The 18,766-nt window shown below is 47.5% G+C and carries 13 protein-coding genes; 8 read left to right on the top strand and 5 right to left on the bottom strand.

Going from position 1 to position 18,766, the window contains the following annotated elements; genetic code table 11:
* Positions 1-43: 43 nt before the first annotated feature.
* Positions 44-490, bottom strand: a complete 447-nt coding sequence (dksA, locus tag DD616_RS15155) for an RNA polymerase-binding protein DksA (RefSeq protein WP_013857662.1) — start codon at positions 488-490, stop codon at positions 44-46.
* A 139-nt stretch (positions 491-629) separates the two neighbouring features.
* Complete coding sequence (gene sfsA / locus DD616_RS15150) at positions 630-1,370, bottom strand: DNA/RNA nuclease SfsA (protein WP_017049757.1); 741 nt, start codon at positions 1,368-1,370, stop codon at positions 630-632.
* A gap of 55 nt (positions 1,371-1,425) precedes the next feature.
* Between sfsA and hrpB the strand changes: the two genes are divergently transcribed.
* The 4 genes from hrpB (at position 1,426) to acnB (ending at position 11,430) form a co-directional block, all read left to right on the top strand.
* On the top strand, positions 1,426-3,894 hold the full coding sequence (hrpB, locus tag DD616_RS15145; RefSeq protein ID WP_208871879.1) for an ATP-dependent helicase HrpB: 2,469 nt from the start codon (positions 1,426-1,428) through the stop codon (positions 3,892-3,894).
* Positions 3,891-6,239 (top strand): penicillin-binding protein 1B, encoded by a 2,349-nt coding sequence (mrcB, locus tag DD616_RS15140; protein WP_208871878.1) that lies wholly within the window; start codon positions 3,891-3,893, stop codon positions 6,237-6,239. Before hrpB ends, mrcB begins: the two co-directional genes overlap by 4 nt.
* 88 nt (positions 6,240-6,327) lie before the next feature.
* The gene (locus DD616_RS15135; RefSeq protein ID WP_208872331.1) at positions 6,328-8,586 is read left to right on the top strand and encodes a patatin-like phospholipase family protein; all 2,259 of its coding nucleotides are present in this window, start codon (positions 6,328-6,330) and stop codon (positions 8,584-8,586) included.
* 246 nt (positions 8,587-8,832) lie between these two features.
* Entirely contained in the window at positions 8,833-11,430 is a 2,598-nt protein-coding gene (gene acnB / locus DD616_RS15130; RefSeq protein WP_013857657.1) for a bifunctional aconitate hydratase 2/2-methylisocitrate dehydratase, read from the top strand.
* A 208-nt stretch (positions 11,431-11,638) separates the two neighbouring features.
* Here the strand turns inward: acnB and DD616_RS15125 are convergent, their stop codons facing one another.
* From DD616_RS15125 to DD616_RS15115, 3 genes are all read right to left on the bottom strand, one after another.
* The gene (locus DD616_RS15125) at positions 11,639-12,778 is read right to left on the bottom strand and encodes a glycerate kinase (RefSeq protein WP_094133032.1); all 1,140 of its coding nucleotides are present in this window, start codon (positions 12,776-12,778) and stop codon (positions 11,639-11,641) included.
* 19 nt (positions 12,779-12,797) lie between these two features.
* Positions 12,798-14,063, bottom strand: a complete 1,266-nt coding sequence (locus DD616_RS15120) for a GntP family permease (protein ID WP_013857655.1) — start codon at positions 14,061-14,063, stop codon at positions 12,798-12,800.
* Positions 14,064-14,196: 133 nt separating this feature from the next.
* Positions 14,197-15,342 (bottom strand): sugar diacid recognition domain-containing protein, encoded by a 1,146-nt coding sequence (locus DD616_RS15115; RefSeq protein WP_017048371.1) that lies wholly within the window; start codon positions 15,340-15,342, stop codon positions 14,197-14,199.
* Between the two features lie 81 nt (positions 15,343-15,423).
* Between DD616_RS15115 and DD616_RS15110 the strand changes: the two genes are divergently transcribed.
* The 4 genes from DD616_RS15110 to DD616_RS15095 all read left to right on the top strand — a co-directional run bounded on the left by DD616_RS15110 (position 15,424) and on the right by DD616_RS15095 (position 18,751).
* Positions 15,424-15,810: a YacL family protein gene (locus DD616_RS15110; protein ID WP_010317535.1), complete on the top strand. Its 387-nt coding sequence runs from the start codon at positions 15,424-15,426 to the stop codon at positions 15,808-15,810.
* Positions 15,811-16,001: 191 nt separating this feature from the next.
* Positions 16,002-16,340, top strand: coding sequence for a P-II family nitrogen regulator (locus DD616_RS15105; protein ID WP_010317537.1), 339 nt, complete (start codon positions 16,002-16,004; stop codon positions 16,338-16,340).
* A 27-nt stretch (positions 16,341-16,367) separates the two neighbouring features.
* Positions 16,368-17,597: an ammonium transporter AmtB gene (locus DD616_RS15100; protein WP_026029024.1), complete on the top strand. Its 1,230-nt coding sequence runs from the start codon at positions 16,368-16,370 to the stop codon at positions 17,595-17,597.
* 140 nt (positions 17,598-17,737) lie between these two features.
* Positions 17,738-18,751, top strand: a complete 1,014-nt coding sequence (locus tag DD616_RS15095) for a Fe(3+) ABC transporter substrate-binding protein (RefSeq protein WP_013857651.1) — start codon at positions 17,738-17,740, stop codon at positions 18,749-18,751.
* Positions 18,752-18,766 lie beyond the last annotated feature (15 nt).

Genomic DNA, 18,766 nt, shown 5'->3' with positions numbered 1-18,766 from the left:
AGGGAGCTTTAGCTCCCTTTTTTAACACAAACAAAAGGTAAGATTAACCTTGCATCTGTTTTTCTTTAAGTTCGGCTAGCGTTTTGCAGTCAATGCAAAGGTCCGCCGTTGGCCGAGCTTCTAAGCGACGAACGCCGATTTCCACGCCACAAGATTCACAAAAACCAAAATCATCTTCTTCAATTTTGCTTAATGTTTTTTCAATTTTCTTGATCAAGCGACGTTCACGGTCACGGTTACGCAATTCCAAGCTGAATTCTTCTTCTTGAGAAGCGCGATCAACGGGATCGGGAAAGTTTGCGGCTTCATCTTGCATATGGTGAACGGTACGCTCAACTTCTTCACGAAGTTGGTTGCGCCAAGCACTTAAAATTTTTGTAAAGTGAGCTATTTGCTCAGGTGACATATACTCTTCACCTGGCTTTTCCTGATACGGCTCAACACCTGCAATGGCTAGGATGCCTATCGCTTTTTTCTTTAATTCCGGCATGCAGCATCTCCTACTAACACCTAGTCAACTGCGCGAGCAGCTAATTTTAGGCGGGTATCTATAGCAAAAAGATCTATAGGAGGCAAACACTCAATCGTAAACTTATTGTCAATGTGAAGGCGCCATCAATTTTTTGTCACTAATGGGCGAATTCTACAGTGTTAACGAGCTTGATTTCATTCCTTGAAAGTACAGCCTTGTAGCACAGTACTTCCACCCCTTCTTTTTGCGCTTGTTTCAATAATAGTGAATAGTTTGCGTCTATATGGAGTGCAGGCGAGACTTTTTCAATCCCTGAATGCAAAACAGCAAACAAAAGTACTGCTCTGCTTCCACTTTTTGCCATTTCCGTTAATTCACGCAAATGCTTTTGTCCACGCGTTGTAACGGCATCGGGGAAATAACCTTGTCCTGAATTGCAGGCGACATCGTCGTGTGGAGAGTAACGCTCATCCAATAAGGTGACGCTTTTCACTTCTATATAGCACGTCGGTTTAGAGGGTGATTTGAGCAAGATATCAATTCGGCTATTTTCTTGGCCGTAGCGCACTTCAGTTTGTAATTGCTCATATCCTTGCAGCTCTTTGATGATGCCGTTTTGAATCGCTTCTACTGCCAGCGTATTCGCCCGAGCCGTGTTGACGCAAATGCAGTGGCCTTGCTGGGTTTCAGTCAGCTCCCAACTGTGTGGGTATTTACGTTTAGGGTTGTCTGAGGTGGAGAACCAGACACGATTACCCGCCTCGGCGCAGCCCGTCATCGCGCCAGTATTGGCGCAGTGAATAGTCTCTTGTTGACCATCGGCAAACTCAATGTCGGCCAAAAAACGCTTGTAGCGTTTGAGTAAGGTCGCGGATCGAAGTGGAGGATTGAACTGCATTTATCTACTGTTTTTATGTACAATGTTGCCGCCATTTAACCATAAGGATTGCACATTGTCACAATTGCCCATTCAAGCTGTGATGCCCGAGCTGCTGGCGGGAGTACAAGCTCACCCACAGATGATTGTCAAAGCCGCTCCTGGCGCGGGTAAGTCGACCCACTTCCCGTTACAGCTATTAAAAGCGCAATTATTCACGGGTAAGATCATCATGCTTGAACCGCGTCGTTTGGCGGCGCGCAGTATTGCTTGCTATTTAGCACAGCAATTAGGTGAGAGTGTTGGGCAAACCGTCGGCTATCGTATGCGTGGTGAGAGTAAAGTCAGCGCAGCGACGCAGCTTGAAATTGTGACAGAAGGGATCATGACACGTATGATCCAAACCGATCCTGAGCTAAGCGGCATCGATCTCTTGATCTTCGATGAGTATCACGAGCGGAGTATTCACGCGGATACGGCTCTCGCATTGAGTTTGGAAGTGCAATCAGCGCTGCGAGAAGATCTTAAAATCGTCGTAATGTCGGCAACCTTAGATCAACTGGCATTGCAGTCATTATTACCCCAAGCGCTTTATGTGCAATCTGAAGGTCGCGCTTATCCAGTTGAAGTGCGCTATGCACCGCTGCGAGCCAATGATTATCTTGTGCCGACGATGAGCAAACAGATTGAAGGCTTGATGCGAGCTGAAAGTGGCTCTCTGCTGGCATTTTTACCTGGCGTTTCAGCCATTAAACAGCTTGAACAGCAGCTCGCACACTTAGCCGATGAGTTTGATATTTGTCCTTTATACGGGCAGTTGAGTCTACAAGCGCAGCAAAAAGCGATTGCGCCTGCAGTAGCAGGCAAACGGAAAATTGTGCTAGCGACTAATATTGCCGAAACATCGCTGACCATTGAGGGGATACGCTTAGTGGTGGATGCAGGGCTAGAGCGGATAGCGAAGTTTGATCTTAAAACGGGCATCACTCGTTTAGAGCAAGTGAAAATTGCCCAGTCATCGGCGCAGCAACGCACGGGGCGCGCCGGACGCCTAGAACCTGGTATCTGTTTGCGCCTTTACAGCGAAGCACAATATAAGCAGCAACCCCAAGTGCCGAGCGCGGAAATATTGCACAGTGACTTAGCGCCTTTGGCGATGGAGCTTGCGCAGTGGGGTGTGGTGTCGGTCAACGATTTGCCTTGGCTGGATACTCCACCACCAGCAGCGATGCAGCAAGCTTGGAGTCTATTGCATACGCTTGGTTTGATGGACAGCAAACAGCAGCTCAGCGCATTGGGTAAAAAAGCGCAGTCACTTGGTGTGGAACCAAGGCTGGTGAGCATGCTGCTCAAAGCCCATGAAACGAGTGATTCAATGCTCAATACGGCGCTCGCTGTGACCGCTTTATTAGAAGAGCCTGAGCGCAATGTGCTGGATTTACAACATAGCTTAATGCGTTGGCAGCAAGCGACTCACCCTAAAACACAAAACCTACATCAGCGTGCCACGATGCTTGCGCGCGCACTCGGTGGCCAATTTCAGCTAAAAAAAGTGGATGAATCATTGCTGGCGTTGGTGCTGAGTTTGGCTTTTCCCGATCGCATTGCCCAGCGTCGCAGCGAGTCGCAACGGGGGCAGTTTTTACTGGCGAATGGTCACGGCGCGCAAATGCGTGACGATGAACGCCTCGCGGGCGCGCACTATTTAGTGGTGGTGGATTTAATGCGCAGCGGCTCACAAGCGAGTCAAATCTTTGTTGCGACAGAGTTGGACATTGATGCACTGCAAGCCTATTTTCCAGAGCTATTTAGTACACAAGAACGAGTCGATTGGGATGAGAAAGCAGGGAAACTGTGCGCGGAAAGGCTAACTCTGTGCGGTAAATTGGTCATTGAGCGTGAAGCACTGCAAGAGCCTGCTCATGAAAAAATGACGCAAGCCTTGCTCAATTATGTCCGTCGCAAGGGGCTATCGGTATTACAGTGGAGCGAAGCGGCGAGCGCTTTATTAACGCGCATACGCTGCGCTGCGCAATGGCTACCGGAAGCGGCGTGGCCTGCTGTCGAGGAACAAGCGCTGCTTGATGATCTTGAAATTTGGTTAGCCCCCTATTTAGTCGGAGTAAAATCGGTCAAAGCGTTAGCGAAAGTACCGCTTCTTGATGCACTCAATGCCTATTTAGGTTGGCCATTAAACCAAGAGATTGATCGCTGGCTTCCAACTCACCACTCGCTACCCACAGGTAATCGAGCCGCCATTCGTTATCAACTGGGCGTGGAGCCGATGCTGTCGGTTCGTATGCAGGAGATGTTTGGCGAGCAAGATTCCCCTACCATCGCTCAAGGGCGCAAAAAAGTGGTGATGGAACTGCTCTCACCTGCGCAGCGACCTTTGCAAGTAACTCAAGATCTCGCCGGTTTCTGGCAGGGCGCTTATAAAGAAGTACAAAAAGAGATGAAAGGGCGTTACCCAAAACACGTTTGGCCTGATGATCCTGCCAACCACATAGCGACGACGAAAACTAAGCGGCAATTAGCACAATGACAACCCAGAAAAAGCCTACGGGCACTCAAAAAAATAGCGTAAAAAAACCTTCACGTCGCCCGGCTAAGAAGCCTTCAGCGCCACGCAAAGCATGGTGGAAAATTGTGTGGGGTATTGGCTGGAAACTGAGCCTTGCACTGGCTGCGGTGCTGTTGTTTGTTGGTATTTACTTAAATAGCGTGGTTAAACAACGCTTCGAAGGCCAGCTTTTTGATTTACCGACCGTCGTGTATGCACGCATTTTGAATTTAGCACCCGGTGATGACATCCCGCTGCAAGAGCTGCGCAATGAGCTTGATGTACTCAACTATCGCAAAGTGAACCAGCCACGCTATGCTGGCGAGTACTCTTCATCATCAAGCAAAATTGAGATCATCCGCCGCCCTTTTGAGTTTGCCGATGGCCCTGAGCCTGACCGCCATGTGATGCTCCATTTTAATGACAGCGGTTTAGTTCGTATCCAATCTCTTGAGCAAAAAGGGGATTTAGGTTACGTGCGTATTGAGCCCAAAATGCTCGGCATGCTTGAAAAAGGCAACGATGAGCAGCGGCTATTTCTACGTCGTGATCAGTTTCCTGAAGTGATGGTGGATGCGTTGCTTGCGACCGAAGATCGCTATTTTTATCAACATGATGGCATCTCTCCATTTGCGATTGCCCGTGCTTTAGTGGCCAACATTAAGGCTGGGCGCACCGTGCAAGGCGGCAGCACGTTAACTCAACAGCTGGCAAAAAATATTTTCTTATCTAGCGATCGAACCTTATGGCGTAAAGTGCGTGAAGCTTATATGGCGCTCATTATCGACTATCGCTACAGTAAAGATCGCATTTTAGAAGCCTACCTAAATGAGGTCTATTTAGGGCAAAGTGGCGGTGAGGCGATTCACGGTTTCGGCCTCGCCTCACGGCTTTATTTCGGTCAACCATTACAAGAATTGCGCATTGATCAATTAGCGTTGTTGGTGGGCATGGTTAAAGGGCCTTCTTATTATAACCCTGCGCGTTACCCTGAACGTGCTAAAGAGCGTCGCGACTTGGTTTTAAAGCTGATGATGCAGCAAGATATTTTGACGGCTAAACAGTTTGAACAAGCGGCCAGTCGACCGTTAGATGTGCAAAAGCATCCTCACATTGCCAGCCGGCAACCAGCGTATTTTCAGCAGTTAAAAATTGAACTGAAAGAGAAAGTGGGTGAGACCTTCAAAGCGGATACTGGCTTGCGCGTTTTTACCTCGCTCGATCCTGTTTCGCAAGCCAAATTGGAGCTGGCGATTGATCGACAAATTCCAGTGCTTTCCAAAACGGCGGGGAAAAACTTAGAAGCCGCAGCGATCGCTGTTGATCGAACCAGTGGTGAGATCCGTGCCATGGTTGGCGGTAAACAGACCGGTTATGACGGTTTTAACCGCGCTTTAAATGCAAGCCGTCCTATCGGCTCGTTAGTCAAACCAGCGGTCTATCTCACCGCACTCGCACAGCCAGATAAATACAACTTAGCCAGCACGCTTATCGATAAACCCATCACACTCAAAGGGAACAAAGGTGAAGTGTGGTCACCGCGCAACTTTGATCGTCAGTTCCGTGGTGAAGTGCCGCTGTATCTCGCGTTAGCTAAATCACTTAATGTGCCTACGGTACAATTGGGCATGCAGCTTGGGATTGAACAAGTTTCTGACACTTTGGTGCGGCTCGGTGTCAACAAAGAGGAGATCCGTCCTGTACCGTCGATGTTTCTTGGCGCGTTCTCTCTGACGCCTTATCAAGTGGCGCAGATGTACCAAACCTTAACCAACTCGGGTAAAAAAGCGCCCTTATCGGCGCTGCGCTCGGTATTGGATTTAGAGGGCAATGTGCTCTATCAATCAATTCCCAAAGTATCCCAAGCCGTTGAGCAGCAAGCGGCGTGGCTTACAACTTATGCGATGAAGCGAGGAGTACTTGAAGGGACCGGGCGCTATCTCAATAATCAGTTCGCTTGGGCGGCATTGGCGGGGAAAACTGGTACCACTAACGATAGCCGCGACAGTTGGTTTGTCGGGGTGGATGGTCGTGAAGTCACCACGGTTTGGCTTGGCCGCGATGATAATCAGCCGATCAAACTTACGGGTTCGAGTGGTGCATTACGGGTGTACGCGGAATATTTACAACATCGGATCCCGGAAAAATTACTTCTTCCTTGGCCGCAAGGCATTACTACGATTGGCTTTAAAACCAGTTCCGAGGGTGAATTAGTCCAAGATTGTCACAACGAATTTAAACTGCCCATGTGGGATAAAAACGGCGCATTGAAACAGAGCTGTGATAAACAACCAGGACAATGGTTAAAAAATCTCTTTCAGTGGTAGCTGGGGGAGTTTATATTGAATTGATTTCAAAGGGATTTAAGGAAGAGTCGTGAAACAGTTTTTAAGTAACTTATTGTTCTTGGTATTCATGTTTCCTGCGACTTTCGCGGTGGCTGATGAGCCACAAGCTGAAAAACCTATGCTGGACAGTGCTGCGCGCCCTAAAGTTGCCGTCGTTCTTGCGGGAGGAGGGGCAAAAGGTGCAGCGCACATTGGCGTTCTCAAAGCGCTGGAAGAGATGCGCATCCCCGTTGATTTCATTACTGGTACCAGCATGGGCGCTTATGTGGGCGGCCTCTATGCCAGTGGTATGAGCGCCGATGAAATTGAAAGTTTAATTTACAGCGTGGATTGGAATGAAGGTTATCGTGACCGGGTCAACCGTAGCCAACGTCGTGTTCGGGATAAAGAGTACGAAGACCGCTATCAACTGACCACCGACCTTGGACTGCGTTGGGGGGAGATCCGCGCACCACGCGGTGTGGTGCAAGGGCAGAATATGTTGCGTATTTTGCGAGAAACGTCGGGCAATCTCTCTGAATTTCAGTCCTTTGATCAACTGCCTATTCCTTATCGCGCGGTAGCAACTGATATCATTGCTCTTGAGGAAGTGGTGCTGGATCGTGGCTATTTAGTGGATGCGATGATGGCGAGTATGTCAGTACCCGGAGCACTGCCACCTTACGAAGTTGATGGTCGTTGGTTAGTCGATGGCGGTGTGACCAATAACATGCCTGTTGATGTTGCACGTGCCTTAGGGGCTGATATTGTTATCGCGATCGATATCAGTACCGATTACAAAAACCAAGAAGCTTTCACCACCTTTTTGACGGTAGCCGATCAGCTTTCCAACTATCTCGTACAAAGAAGCACTCAAAAACAAGCACGTTTATTGAATGAGCGAGATGTATTTTTACGCCCTGATGTCGGCAGTATGGAAACCACTGAATTTGATAAAATGCCTACGGCTTATAGGAAAGGGTACGATATCGCAATGGCGAACCAATCGGTATTGGCTTCGTTGTCATTATCGAGTGCTAGTTATCAACGTTATGTGGAAGCAAAACAAGCTCGCCGCAGGGCTTTAATTTATGGCGATGATGTAAAGGTTGATGAAATCGTACTCAACAACCGCAGTCATTACAGCGATCAATTGTTAAAAAACCGTTTACATTTAAAGACAGGACAACCGCTATCAACCGAGCAGATTGAAGCGACGGTCGAAAATCTCTATGCATTGGATCGCTTTGAGTTAGTGACCTATGAATACCGAGAATTTGAAGGAAAGAACCAACTGGTCATCGATGTAAAAGAGAAATCTTGGGGGCCAAATTACCTCAATTTTCGCTTTTTCTTAGAAGATGATTTTCATACGGATAGTCAGTATGCGCTGGGTATCTCTTCTAATTTCACTAACTTAAATTCGTTTGGTTCTGAATTACGTTTCAATCTAGAAATGGGCACCGATAAGATCATCGAAGCGGAGCTTTTTTCTCCTCTGTTCTCAGGGCAAAAAGCGTTTACCTCTGCCTTGGTCACGTTTAGCAATGATAAACGTAATAAGCCAATGCAAGGGTTTGATGACACCAGTCTAGAAGCCAGTAAAGATTATTTACCGATCGCGTATTTAGAATGGATTGGAGAATTGTCGCTTGGTTATCAAGATAAATTATGGCGAGAGTTTAAGGTAGGGATCCGCTATACCGACGGGGAGGCTGAAGTCTCAAATTGGCCATCCATGGGAAATATGGATTACACCCGTGCTGGTGTGTTTGCTAACTACCGCATTGATACCTTAGATGACTTCAGCTTGCCTACCCATGGTGTTTATCTTGATCTTGAGTATCTTGCATCGCACGATAAAGTTTCTGGCGTCTCTTCCGATCTTGAATCAAACGATACCGTGTATGAATTTTCCGGTGAATTGATCGCTGCTTATAGCCTTGGCAGGCATACTTTGGTCGGTAATCTTGATTACGGTGTGGTACAAAGTAAAAATTCTAGTGAGCCGATAAACCCTAAATCCATTGGTGGTTTCTTAAATTTATCTGGTATTCCTCGTAACAGCTTGATTGGACAGAATAAAGCGTTCACCAGTTTGGTGTATCGTTATCGCTGGTTTGATAATGACTTTGGCCTGTTCAGTTCCCCATTTTATGTCGGTGCATCAATAGAATACGGCGGTGTATGGTCTGATCCTGATCTAAGCTTTGATACCGCCCCATTATACGGTGCGGGATCGGTGTTTGCCGGTGTTGATTCGCCGATTGGACCGATTATGTTTGCTTATGGTCGAACCGAAGATAATTTTGATTCGATATACTTGAGTATTGGCACTACCTTTTAGCGAGAATTGAGCTGAAAAGTGGGCGGTAAGTGACTCAAAAATCATAGAACTTTAGTCTTAAGTTGCTATGTTGGTCAAAATGATAAGATTTTAATTTAAAGTTAAATTTGCTATTCTTCGTCCCACAGTTTGGCCTCTCTGCCGCTGATTACATAAAAATATCTGGCAATGGAGAGCCAAGTTTCCAAGGATGTTTGCCCATCATGTCAATAATAATGGGGTAAACCGCAATGAGAGGAAAAAGTCGTGCTTGAAGCCTACCGTAAACACGTCGCAGAGCGTGCTGCCGAAGGAGTTGTTCCTAGACCCCTAAATGCTGAACAAGTCGCAGGACTTGTTGAACTGTTGAAAAATCCCCCTCAAGGTGAAGAAGCGTTCATGCTTGATCTCCTTGAAAATCGAATTCCTCCCGGTGTGGATGAGGCCGCTTATGTTAAAGCGGGCTTTTTAACCGCCATAACTAAAGGTGAGGTCTCTTCACCGTTAGTGAGCCGCGCAAAAGCTGCGCAACTACTCGGAACTATGCAAGGCGGTTATAACATCGAGCCGCTAGTTTCATTGCTTGATGATGCTGAGCTGGCACCGATTGCGGCTGATGCACTATCGCGTACTCTACTGATGTTTGATGCGTTCTATGACGTTGAAGAGAAAGCAAAAGCGGGTAATGCACATGCACAAAAAGTGCTGCAATCATGGGCAGACGCAGAATGGTTCCTTTCAAAACCGGCGCTTCAAGAGAAGATCACGCTAACCGTATTTAAAGTTACTGGCGAAACCAATACTGATGATTTGTCACCAGCGCCAGATGCATGGTCACGCCCAGATATTCCAGTGCATGCACTAGCTATGTTGAAAAATGAACGTGAAGGCATTCAACCCGATAAAGCAGGCAGCATTGGCCCTATCACTCAAATCGAAGCTCTAAAAGAGAAAGGCCATCAGCTAGTCTACGTGGGTGATGTGGTCGGTACAGGCTCGTCTCGTAAATCCGCGACTAACTCTGTTTTGTGGTTTATGGGTGACGACATCCCATTTGTGCCTAATAAACGCGCGGGTGGCTACGTGCTCGGCGGTAAAATTGCACCTATCTTCTTCAACACCATGGAAGATGCCGGTGCGTTACCGATTGAAGTTGACGTTACCAAGCTCAACATGGGTGATGTGATTGATGTCTACCCATTTGAAGGTAAAGTGTGTAACCACGACACTGGCGAAGTGCTTGCCACGTTCAAGCTTAAAACCGATGTATTGATTGATGAAGTGCGCGCTGGCGGCCGTATTCCACTGATCGTTGGTCGTGGTTTAACGGATAAAGCACGCGAAGCACTAGGCTTAGAAGCGTCAACAGTATTTCGTCGCCCAGTTGCAGTGGCTGATACAGGCAAAGGTTATACACTGGCTCAGAAAATGGTCGGTAAAGCATGCGGCGTGACGGGTGTTCGTCCGGGGACTTACTGCGAACCTAAAATGACCACGGTTGGATCGCAAGATACCACTGGCCCGATGACACGTGATGAATTGAAAGATTTGGCGTGTCTCGGTTTCTCTGCTGACTTAGTCATGCAATCTTTCTGTCATACCTCGGCTTATCCAAAGCCTGTCGATGTGAATACCCACCATACCTTGCCTGATTTCATCATGAACCGTGGCGGTGTTTCACTGCGTCCGGGTGATGGCGTTATTCACTCATGGCTAAACCGTATGTTGTTACCTGATACCGTCGGTACTGGTGGTGACTCGCATACACGCTTCCCGCTTGGCATTTCATTCCCAGCCGGTTCTGGCTTGGTTGCTTTTGCGGCCGCAACGGGTGTGATGCCACTGGATATGCCAGAATCTGTCTTGGTGCGTTTCAAAGGTGAAATGCAGCCGGGCATCACGCTGCGCGATCTAGTGCACGCGATTCCTTATTACGGGATTAAGCAAGGCCTGCTTACAGTGGCGAAAGCGGGGAAAATTAACGAATTCTCTGGCCGTGTGCTAGAAATCGAAGGGGTTGAGCACTTAACGGTTGAGCAAGCGTTTGAACTTTCTGATGCCTCGGCAGAACGCAGTGCGGCGGGTTGTACGGTTAAATTGTCACAAGCCTCAATTGAAGAGTACCTCAACTCTAACATCACTATGTTGAAGTGGATGATCGCCGAAGGTTATGGTGACCGCCGTACTATTGAGCGTCGCATTACGGCGATGGAAGCGTGGCTAGCCAATCCTGAGTTGATGCAAGCGGATAGTGATGCAGAATACGCACATGTGATTGAGATTGATCTTGCTGAGATTAAAGAGCCGATTTTATGTGCGCCAAATGACCCAGACGATGCGCGCTTACTTTCTGATGTACAAGGTACGCCTATTGATGAAGTCTTCATCGGTTCTTGTATGACCAACATTGGTCACTTCCGTGCGGCAGGTAAATTGCTTGAGAAGTTCAATGGTCAGTTAGATACGCGTTTGTGGGTTGCGCCACCGACTAAGATGGACAAAGATCAGCTTATCGAAGAGGGCTATTACGGCATCTTTGGTCGCGCTGGGGTACGCATTGAAACTCCAGGATGTTCGTTATGCATGGGTAACCAAGCGCGTGTTGCCGATAAAGCGACCGTCATGTCGACTTCGACCCGTAACTTCCCGAACCGTTTAGGGACCGGCGCGAATGTTTACCTTGCTTCGGCAGAGCTGTCGGCCGTGGGTGCCATCTTAGGCCGCATTCCGACACTGGAAGAGTACCTAGAGTACGCGAAGCAGATCAACGCAACTGCAGCTGATACCTATCGCTACCTCAACTTCCATCGTATGGCGCAATACACTAAAAAAGCAGACAGTGTGATTGTCCAGCAAGCGGTGTAAGAGCTATCCAAGCTAACCTCCTAATAAAAAAGCCACCGATTCGGTGGCTTTTTACCATTCTAGCTTCTCACTCAATGCTGAAATAACATTAGATTAAGTTCGATCGGTGGCTGCATCCGCCAACAATGACTTGCCCCATAATTTATAACGTTGTTCTGTCAATGGAGTTAAAATGAGTGTGAACGTCATATGGTATTCAGCGAAATAGTTATTGCCTGTAAGACAAGCTAAAAACACACGCGACATTACGCGCGGTCATTTCTACATTTTGCGCCGCTTCGGCAAGGGCTGTAGGCAAGTCGACCGAGCGTGGAACGACACTGAATACCGCATCAATGCCATGTGGGTGAACAACGGCGCAGTCTGCTGATAAGCAGCCTGCAATGCCGATCACTGGCACGGAAAAAAGTTTGGCAGTGCGCGCAACACCGATTGGCGTTTTACCGTGAATGGTTTGGCTATCAATGCGTCCTTCCCCAGTGATGACTAAATCGGCATCCTTTACCACATCGCTAAGGTTCACGGCATCCATCACAATTTCAATGCCCGGACGAAGGCTCGCTCCTAGTAGACCAACCAGCGCCGCACCTAAACCGCCTGCCGCGCCAGCACCCGGCATCTCTTTAACATCACGACCTAATTGCGTTTTGATGATGTTTGCATAATGAGCAAGGTTGGCATCAAGTTGCGCGACCATCTCGGGTGTTGCTCCTTTTTGTGGGCCAAAGACGTGCGAAGCGCCTTGTACGCCGCACAGTGGATTATCGACATCGCAGGCGACCTCCAGTTTGATGCGGGCTAAACGTGGGTCCAGTAGTGTGAGATCAATCGAGGCCAGTTTCGACAATTCACCGCCCCCAAAGCCTAATGGATTGCCATCTGAATCAAGCAGTTGAATGCCGAGGGCTTGCGCCATGCCGAGGCCACCATCGTTGGTTGCACTACCACCAATGCCGATGATGATGTGTTCAACACCTTGATCGAGCACGGTTTTAATCAGCTCACCAGTACCGTAGCTGGTGGTGTTCATTGGGTTGCGTTGCTCTGGCGGCACAAGGTGTAAGCCAGATGCGGCCGCCATCTCAATGATCGCTGTTTTACCATCACCCATTAAGCCATAAAAAGCCTCGACTTGCTCACCTAGCGGCGCCGTCACCGTTGTGGTAACAATCGATCCATTAGTGGCATCAACCAGTGATTGGACCGTCCCTTCGCCGCCATCAGCCATCGGTAACTTAATGTAGTGCGCATCGGGCAACACTTGTTTGAATCCATTCTCTATCGCGGTGGCGACTTCCATTGCCGTTAGGCTCTCTTTATAAGAATCTGGAGCAATAACAATTTTCATTTTTAACACCTTAACTGCGTTAAACAAACAGACCAAATACGCCAAAAATCATCACAGAAATGAAGGCAATCACTAAACCTACTGCCGATTCATAAGGAATTAAGGTGAGACGCTCACGAATGTCCATATGTACCGCTCCGCCCGTGGCATGGAAGAAACTACCGTGTGGCATATGATCAAGTACGGTCGCACCTGAATGGATCATGGCAGCTCCTGCCAGCGCAGGTACGCCTAGCTCGAGTATAGTGGAGCTAAAGACGCTGGAGGCAACGGCTGTACCTGCGGTGGTGGAAGCGGTCGCCAGTGACATCATTGCACCTGAGATCGGTGCAAGCAGGTAAGAAGGTAACCCAGAAGCGGTCAGTACTTCGATTAAACCGCCTTTAAGACCTGAATTGGCGATGATGCCGGCTAAAGTACCAGTACCAAGCAGCATAACCGCAACCGGAGCCATGCGTGTTAAACCTGAAACCGCGAAGTGGTTAGTGTCTGCAAATCGTCCCATCACTACCGCACCGACTAATCCGCCTAATGGGAGTGCAATTAAAGGATCCACATTGATGCCAGCGATAGGGCGTAGTGCGAGTAACACAATCGCCACTAATGGTGCGATGATCGCTGAGCTAAAGCGGGGTAGCCTAGAATGATCCACCGCAACGACTTCACTGGCGGAGACTTTACTTCCTTTATTGACTAAACGTTTGGCAATCAAGTAAGCCACAATAAGTCCACAGATCCCAGGAATAATACCCGCCGCCATTACAGAAGTAAGTGGCACGTTAAACGCGTCGGCTGCGGCAATCGCATTAGGGTTAGGTGACATTACGTTACCCGCTTTACCGCCGCCAATCATCGCTAGCAGAATGGCCGCCTTGGAGAGATCGGCACGGCGAGCGATCGCCAGAGCGATAGGAGATACGGTGATTACTGCCACGTCGACAAACACGCCGACCGCAGTCAAAATTAAGGTTGCTAAGGCCAAGGCAAATAAAGCGCGAGTTTCTCCAACCTTTTTCACTATGGTTTCTGCAATGGAAGTGGCAGCGCCTGATTCAATCAATACACCAGCTAAAATACCTGCTGCAAGAATGCGTAGCACCGCGGTCACAATGCCTTGTGCGCCACCAATCATCAGAGCAACGGTGTCGGTCAGCGATACACCGCCGATCACGCCACCGACCAACGCGCCGATGATCATGCCATAGGCGGGTGGTACTTTTTTTAGAATGAGCGTGATAGCCACGACTAATGCGGCCAGAGCTCCGAGAGTTGAAACTTCAATCATCTTCTATATCCATATTTTTTATCAGTGATTGGCTGCAATATAGGGAGCAAAAATAAAAGAGTCTTCAGTCTATTGCACAGATTACTGGCTTTGATACGACTGATTAATTGTGCAAATGCACAACTTTATGTTTTTATTTGAAGCAAGATAAAGCCAAATAAAGGTGAGTAATGTCATTTAACTGATTGAATTTTAAAGCGGTTACTTGCTCAATTTTTTCAAGCCTATAGCGCAAGGTATTACGGTGAATATGCAGTGCTTGGCAAGTTTGATGAACATCGCAGTTTTGCTCAAAATAATGGCGGAGGGTTTTAATTAATATTCCCTTAGTATCATACCGTTCCAGCAGGGTGTAGGGTTGGCGTAACTGCTCGCGGCTCCATGGCTCATGCTGTACGCTATTGAGCAGTACAGGTAACTTATCATCTTGATAAAAGAAGACGTCTCCCTGTTTATGGTGGGAGGCTTGCATCGTCAACTTGGCGGTTTGATAAGATTGAGCCAGCCCAGAGAGCGTTGGAAAATAATCACCTAGTGCAATTTTGATGGTGAATTTTCCCTCTTTTTTCACTCGCTTCAACAGTTGATTGACTCGTTTAGTTTCGGCCTCTTGTGACCAACCTTTTTCGGTGAGTGAGATGGGTTTTAAAACCACTACTTCGTTGTGAGAAACTGAAATGATCCCCACCAAATTGTCCCGTTCAGGGTATTCCAGCAGATGCACTAACTGCTGTAAGTGTTCTAGCGATAAGGCGGTATCGTTATCTGGGATCAATTTGACCACGGCAGCGATACGCGGCTGGGAAAGGTCGAGCCCTAATCGTTCGGCGATTGAATTGAGCTGTGTTTCATTGAGAGTTGCACCTTGAATTAGTTGTAATAGCAGCTCTTCACGGTGGCGCTTATTCCACTGTACTTGTGCCATCAGTGCAGCTTGTTCAACGATAAGCTCCGCCGTCATTTTGACCAGTTCGCCATAACGATGAACCTCCGTTGGGTTACCGGAAATTCCAACCACGCCGATCACCCGTTGTTGATAAATGATGGGGAAATTGATGCCGGGTTTAACGCCTTTTAGGTAACTGGCGGTGGCATGATCAATTTCAACCACTCGATTTTCATTGATGGCTAAAATCGCCCCTTCGTGTTTCTGGTGTAAACGAGTGGGATCACCTGAGCCAATAATGCGTCCCTTTTCATCCATTACGTTGACTGAATAAGTGATGATCTTCATCGCTCTTTCTACAATCTGGCGTGCGGTGGTTTCTGTGATCTGCATAATCTCAAGTGGTTTCGTTAGCCATAATCACCGATAATAACAAAGTTATCCGTATCCCCAAGCACCAATATCGAGAACCCGATGGACTACGAATTTAAAAAAAACACCCTAGATGGGAGCTATTACTGCTCTTTTTCGATGGGGCACGAAATTATTGGCCGTTGGCTACAAGAGGAGATCAGCAACGATCTTCCCAAAATAGATCAAGTTATTGCGCTAATGGCAGCATCGAAACGTGCATTTAATCAAGAGCAGACGCTTGAGGGGCAGGAGATCAGCGTAATGATTCTTGCCGATGAGGTCACGGTTCAGGCCAATGTTTTGACGCATGGTGAAGCGCTTGATAGTGACAGTGAGTTTGATTTTTACGATTGTGAAAGCACCGCAAGCTGCGGCATCGATGATTTTGCTTTGATGATCAAGCAGTGGTGCGAATTTGTACGTTACTCACCTGCGGACTTCACTTAGCGCTGCACAAAACTGGTGAAGATTAAACACTTCGCTTTATTTGTGGGAAAGGGTTGCACCTCATTTGTGCAACCCTTTTCTTTTTGGCATAAGAAATGGTTGCAAATCTTTTAAAATCATTAAGTTAAAAAGTTGGCACGCAGCTTGGATTGTATTGATCGTAAACGGACTACTGCTTGTGAGAGGATGCAATGAAACTGATCAACGCGATAATTAAACCATTTAAGTTAGACGATGTGCGTGAAGCTTTGGCCGATGTCGGCATCGAAGGGATGACGGTTTCCGAAGTGAAAGGCTTTGGTCGCCAAAAAGGGCACACCGAGCTCTACCGAGGAGCGGAATATCAAGTCGATTTTCTGCCTAAAGTGAAATTAGAAATAGCGACACAAGCTGAAAATGTCGATCGCGTGATAGAGGCGATTATCAAAGCGGCGCACACCGGAAAAATTGGTGACGGAAAAATTTTTGTGTATGACCTCAGCCAAGCTGTGCGTATTCGTACTGGCGAAATGGACAGTGAAGCACTGTAAAGATTCAAAGGATTGGAGATAACCATTATGGAATTAGCAGCAACGGTAACAGAGCTACGTTACGCACTCGATACGTTTTTTTTCTTGATTTCGGGTGCGTTGGTGATGTGGATGGCAGCTGGCTTTGCCATGCTAGAGGCGGGTTTAGTTCGTTCTAAAAACACCACTGAAATTTTAACCAAAAACTTTTGTTTGTACGCGATTGCCTGTACCACGTATTTAGTGGTTGGTTACAACATTATGTATGTTGATAACGCAGAAGCAGGCTGGCTGCCTTCATTCGGCTCCTTGATAGGTAGCCAAGCAGAAGGCGCGGATCACTCCCTTGAATCAGACTTTTTCTTCCAAGTGGTGTTTGTGGCAACCGCGATGTCGGTGGTTTCTGGCGCTGTCGCTGAGCGAATGAAATTGTGGTCGTTCCTTATTTTTTCCGTCATTTTGACCGCATTCATTTACCCAATGGAAGGCTATTGGACTTGGGGGGGGGGCTTTCTTTCAGCTGCCGGTTTCAGTGATTTTGCCGGCTCTGGTATTGTTCACTTAGCGGGTGCATCGGCGGCGCTAGCTGGGGTCATCTTGTTGGGAGCACGTAAAGGTAAATACGGTAAAAATGGTGAAATTTACCCTATTCCGGGCTCCAACATGCCACTTGCGACTTTGGGTACATTTATCCTGTGGTTTGGCTGGTTTGGTTTTAACGGCGGTTCACAACTAATGCTGTCTGATTTTGAAAACGCGACAGCGGTGGGTCAGATTTTCCTCAACACCAATGCCGCTGCAGCAGCGGGTTCTATCGCGGCTCTATTAGTGTGTAAAACCACTTGGGGTAAAGCGGATTTAACCATGGTACTCAACGGTGCGTTGGCCGGGTTAGTGGCTATTACCGCTGATCCTCTCTCTCCATCACCACTGTATGCGGTAGCGATTGGTGCTGTAGCGGGTGTGTTGGTTGTGTTTAGCATTATAGCCCTTGATAAAGTGAAAATTGACGATCCTGTGGGCGCAATTTCAGTACATGGCGTATGTGGTTTGTTCGGTTTAATGGTTGTGCCAATCAGCAATACTGATGCGAGCTTTGGCGCTCAACTACTTGGAGCCGCAGTGATTTTCGCTTGGGTATTTGGTGCAAGCCTTGTGGTTTGGGGCATCCTGAAGGCAACGATAGGCATTCGAGTTTCGGAAGAAGAAGAATTAGAAGGGATGGATATGCACGACTGTGGGGTAGGGGCCTACCCAGAATTCGTGACAATAAAGTAATATTTTCTTACAGATAACCTACCTAAAAACCTGCCGATTAAGGCAGGTTTTTTTATTGATTGAATTGTTTTTCAATCTATCATCAATATAATAACGAAACTGATAAACATTATCATTACCAATTTTAAAGGGAACTAGAAATGAAGAAACTGCTTACTCTGTCTGCGATGGCATGTAGTGTGATGGCTCCGAGCGCGATGGCGGCAGAGGAGGTCAACGTTTACTCATACCGCCAACCATTTTTGATTGAGCCGATGTTTAAAGAGTTCACTCAACAAACGGGCATTAAAGTGAATGTGAAGTTTGCGAAAGAAGGGATTGCTGAGAAATTGGTACAAGAGGGTGAGTACAGCCCTGCTGACGTGATTTTAACCTCAGAATTTAGCCGTCTTTTTGAGTTATCTGAAAAAGGTTTAGTCCAAGCGGTGGATAACAAAACCATTGAAACTAACATTCCCGCCCAATATCGTGATAGCGCAGATGAGTGGTTTGCACTAACAATACGTACCCGTAGCGTCTACTCATCACGCGATCGCGTAGGCAAGCTGGGTGATGACTTCAACTACGCTGACCTCGCGAAGCCTGAATTTAAAGGCAAAATCTGTACTCGTAGTGGTAAGCACCCTTACAACGTGGCGCTGGTTGCATCCATGATTGCAGAGCAAGGCGAAGCGAGCACTAAAGTTTGGCTTGAAGGTGTCAAAGCCAATTTAGCACGTAAGCCTCAAGGTAACGATCGTGACCAAGTTAAAGCGATTAAAGAAGGTTTGTGTGATGTCTCATTGGGTAATAGCTATTATTTAGGGAAAATGTTAGCTGATGAGAAGCAAAAATCATGGGCTGAAGCTGTCTACATCAACTTCCCAGGTCAGAATGCGCAAGGCACGCATGTTAACGTGAGTGGTATGGCGATGGCGAAGTACGCGCCTAACAAAGAAAACGCAGTTAAGCTGATGGAGTTTTTGACCAGCGATAAAGCACAGCACATGTACGCTGACGTCAACTTTGAATACCCGGTAAAAGCAGGTGTTGAGCGTTCTGCACTAGTCGCTTCATGGGGTGATTTTAAAGCGGATCCACTGCCGCTCGAAAAAATTGCCGACAATCATGCCGCGGCAATTAAGCTGCTTGATGAAGTGAAATTTGACCTTTAATCGGTTCTAGGGGTA

Source organism: Vibrio anguillarum (assembly GCF_003390515.1).
GTDB lineage: Bacteria > Pseudomonadota > Gammaproteobacteria > Enterobacterales > Vibrionaceae > Vibrio > Vibrio anguillarum.
This window is presented reverse-complemented; position numbering and strand designations above follow the sequence as displayed.